General features: G+C 75.4%; 2 protein-coding genes. Both read right to left on the reverse strand.

The genetic code is table 11. The annotated features are described in order from the left end of the window. Positions 1–1,359 (reverse strand): arabinofuranosyltransferase (locus E1284_RS40650; RefSeq protein ID WP_165965632.1); only part of this gene is annotated, 1,359 nt, incomplete at its 3' end. A 30-nt stretch (positions 1,360–1,389) separates the two neighbouring features. Further along, on the reverse strand, positions 1,390–1,484 hold a 95-nt coding region (locus E1284_RS44225; RefSeq protein WP_131945428.1), incomplete at its 5' end, for a CDP-glycerol glycerophosphotransferase family protein.

The following is a 1,484-nucleotide window of genomic DNA, read 5'->3' on the forward strand; positions in this document are numbered from 1 at the left end:
GGTGGGGGGTGTCCATGCCTGCCAGTAGGTGAACGCCGACCAGCCGATCAGTACCGCGATGGCGGTGGCGGTGGTGCCGTGCGGGATGGTGTCGCGGGTGGCGAGGCGCCGTACGAGTCCGGGTGTCGCGTGGGCGATGGTGAGGATGCCGGCGATGGCGAGCAGTACGGTGATCATCCGGGCGGTGTGGTAGTAGAGGCCGGTGTGGCCGGTGACGATGTAGCGGGCGGCGGCGGTGGCGCGGTACAGGTAGGCGCCGCCGGTCAGGCATAGCAGGGGTGCGGCCCACCAGGCGGCCCGGCGGTACCAGATGATGCCCAGCAGCCCGATGGTCTGCAGGGCGCCCAGCGGTGTCGCGGTCAGGAACGGGAAGGGGTCGCTGGTGATGGCGGGTGCGGGGAACTGGTCGGAGACCATCTGCCCGCCCTCGCGCAGCAGCGTCCAGGCGTAGGGGACCAGGTACCAGCTCGCGGTCGCGGCGGCCACCACGACCACCTTCACCAGGTACGACAGGAAGCGGCGGCGGTCGTCGGCCGTCCGCCACGTCAGCCAGGCCAGGACGAGGATGCCGGCCGCGCCCCACAGCACGAACCCCAGGTAGGTGGCCACGACCAGGCCGCCGAGGACGCCGGCCGGCAGCCAGTGGATCCGGCCGCGCGGCGGGCGGCCGAACGTCGCCAGGACCCAGGGGATGAACACCGCCAGCGCGGCGACCTCGTGGGCCTTGCGCGGGTCGGCGAAGGCGGCCGGCGTAGCGGCGGCGATGGCCAGCGCGGCGGGCGGGGGGACCAGCCGGGTCCACAGCAGGAACGTCAGCAGCACGGCCCCGGAGATGGTGAGGAGTTGTGCGTCGCCGAGGACCCGCCAGGCGTGCACGTCCAGGAGTGCCGAGGCCCGGCCGACCAGCCAGGGGAACAGCGGCGGGTACTCGGTCGCCACCCCGGCGACGATCCCGTCGGAGGGGGCGGCGGTGGCGGTGTAGCGGGTGGCCATCGCGCTCATCCGGCCCTGGTCCCCGATCAGTCCGGCGAACCCGAACGGCGTGCCGTGCAGGCTGGTGCGCAGGGCCAGCGCCACCCACGCGGCCAGCAGCCCGGCGGCGACCCCGGCCAGCGCGCCGGTGCCGGACGCGCTCCGCCACCGCCCCCGGCGGGCCACCGCGACCGCCAGCCCCGCGGCCAGCAGCAGACCGCCGACCGCCACCGGCAGCACCGCCCCCTGCGCGCTGAACGGGCTGCGCCCGGCCAGGGACGGCAGGACCATCGCCACCTGCGTCGCCACCACCCATGTCACCACCGCCGCCACCGTCGCCGCTGCCGCCACCGTCGCCGCTGCCGCCACCGTCGCCGCTGCCGGCACGGCCGGATGCCGGAGTGCCCGCATGCCCGGTCAGCCCGACCGGAGGATGCGGTCGACGACGCGGCTGGCGGCCTTGCCGTCGTCCAGCTCGCAAAAGCGCCGGGCGAACCGCTCGTAGGGGGCGG

Source organism: Actinomadura bangladeshensis, assembly GCF_004348335.1.
Lineage (GTDB): Bacteria > Actinomycetota > Actinomycetes > Streptosporangiales > Streptosporangiaceae > Spirillospora > Spirillospora bangladeshensis.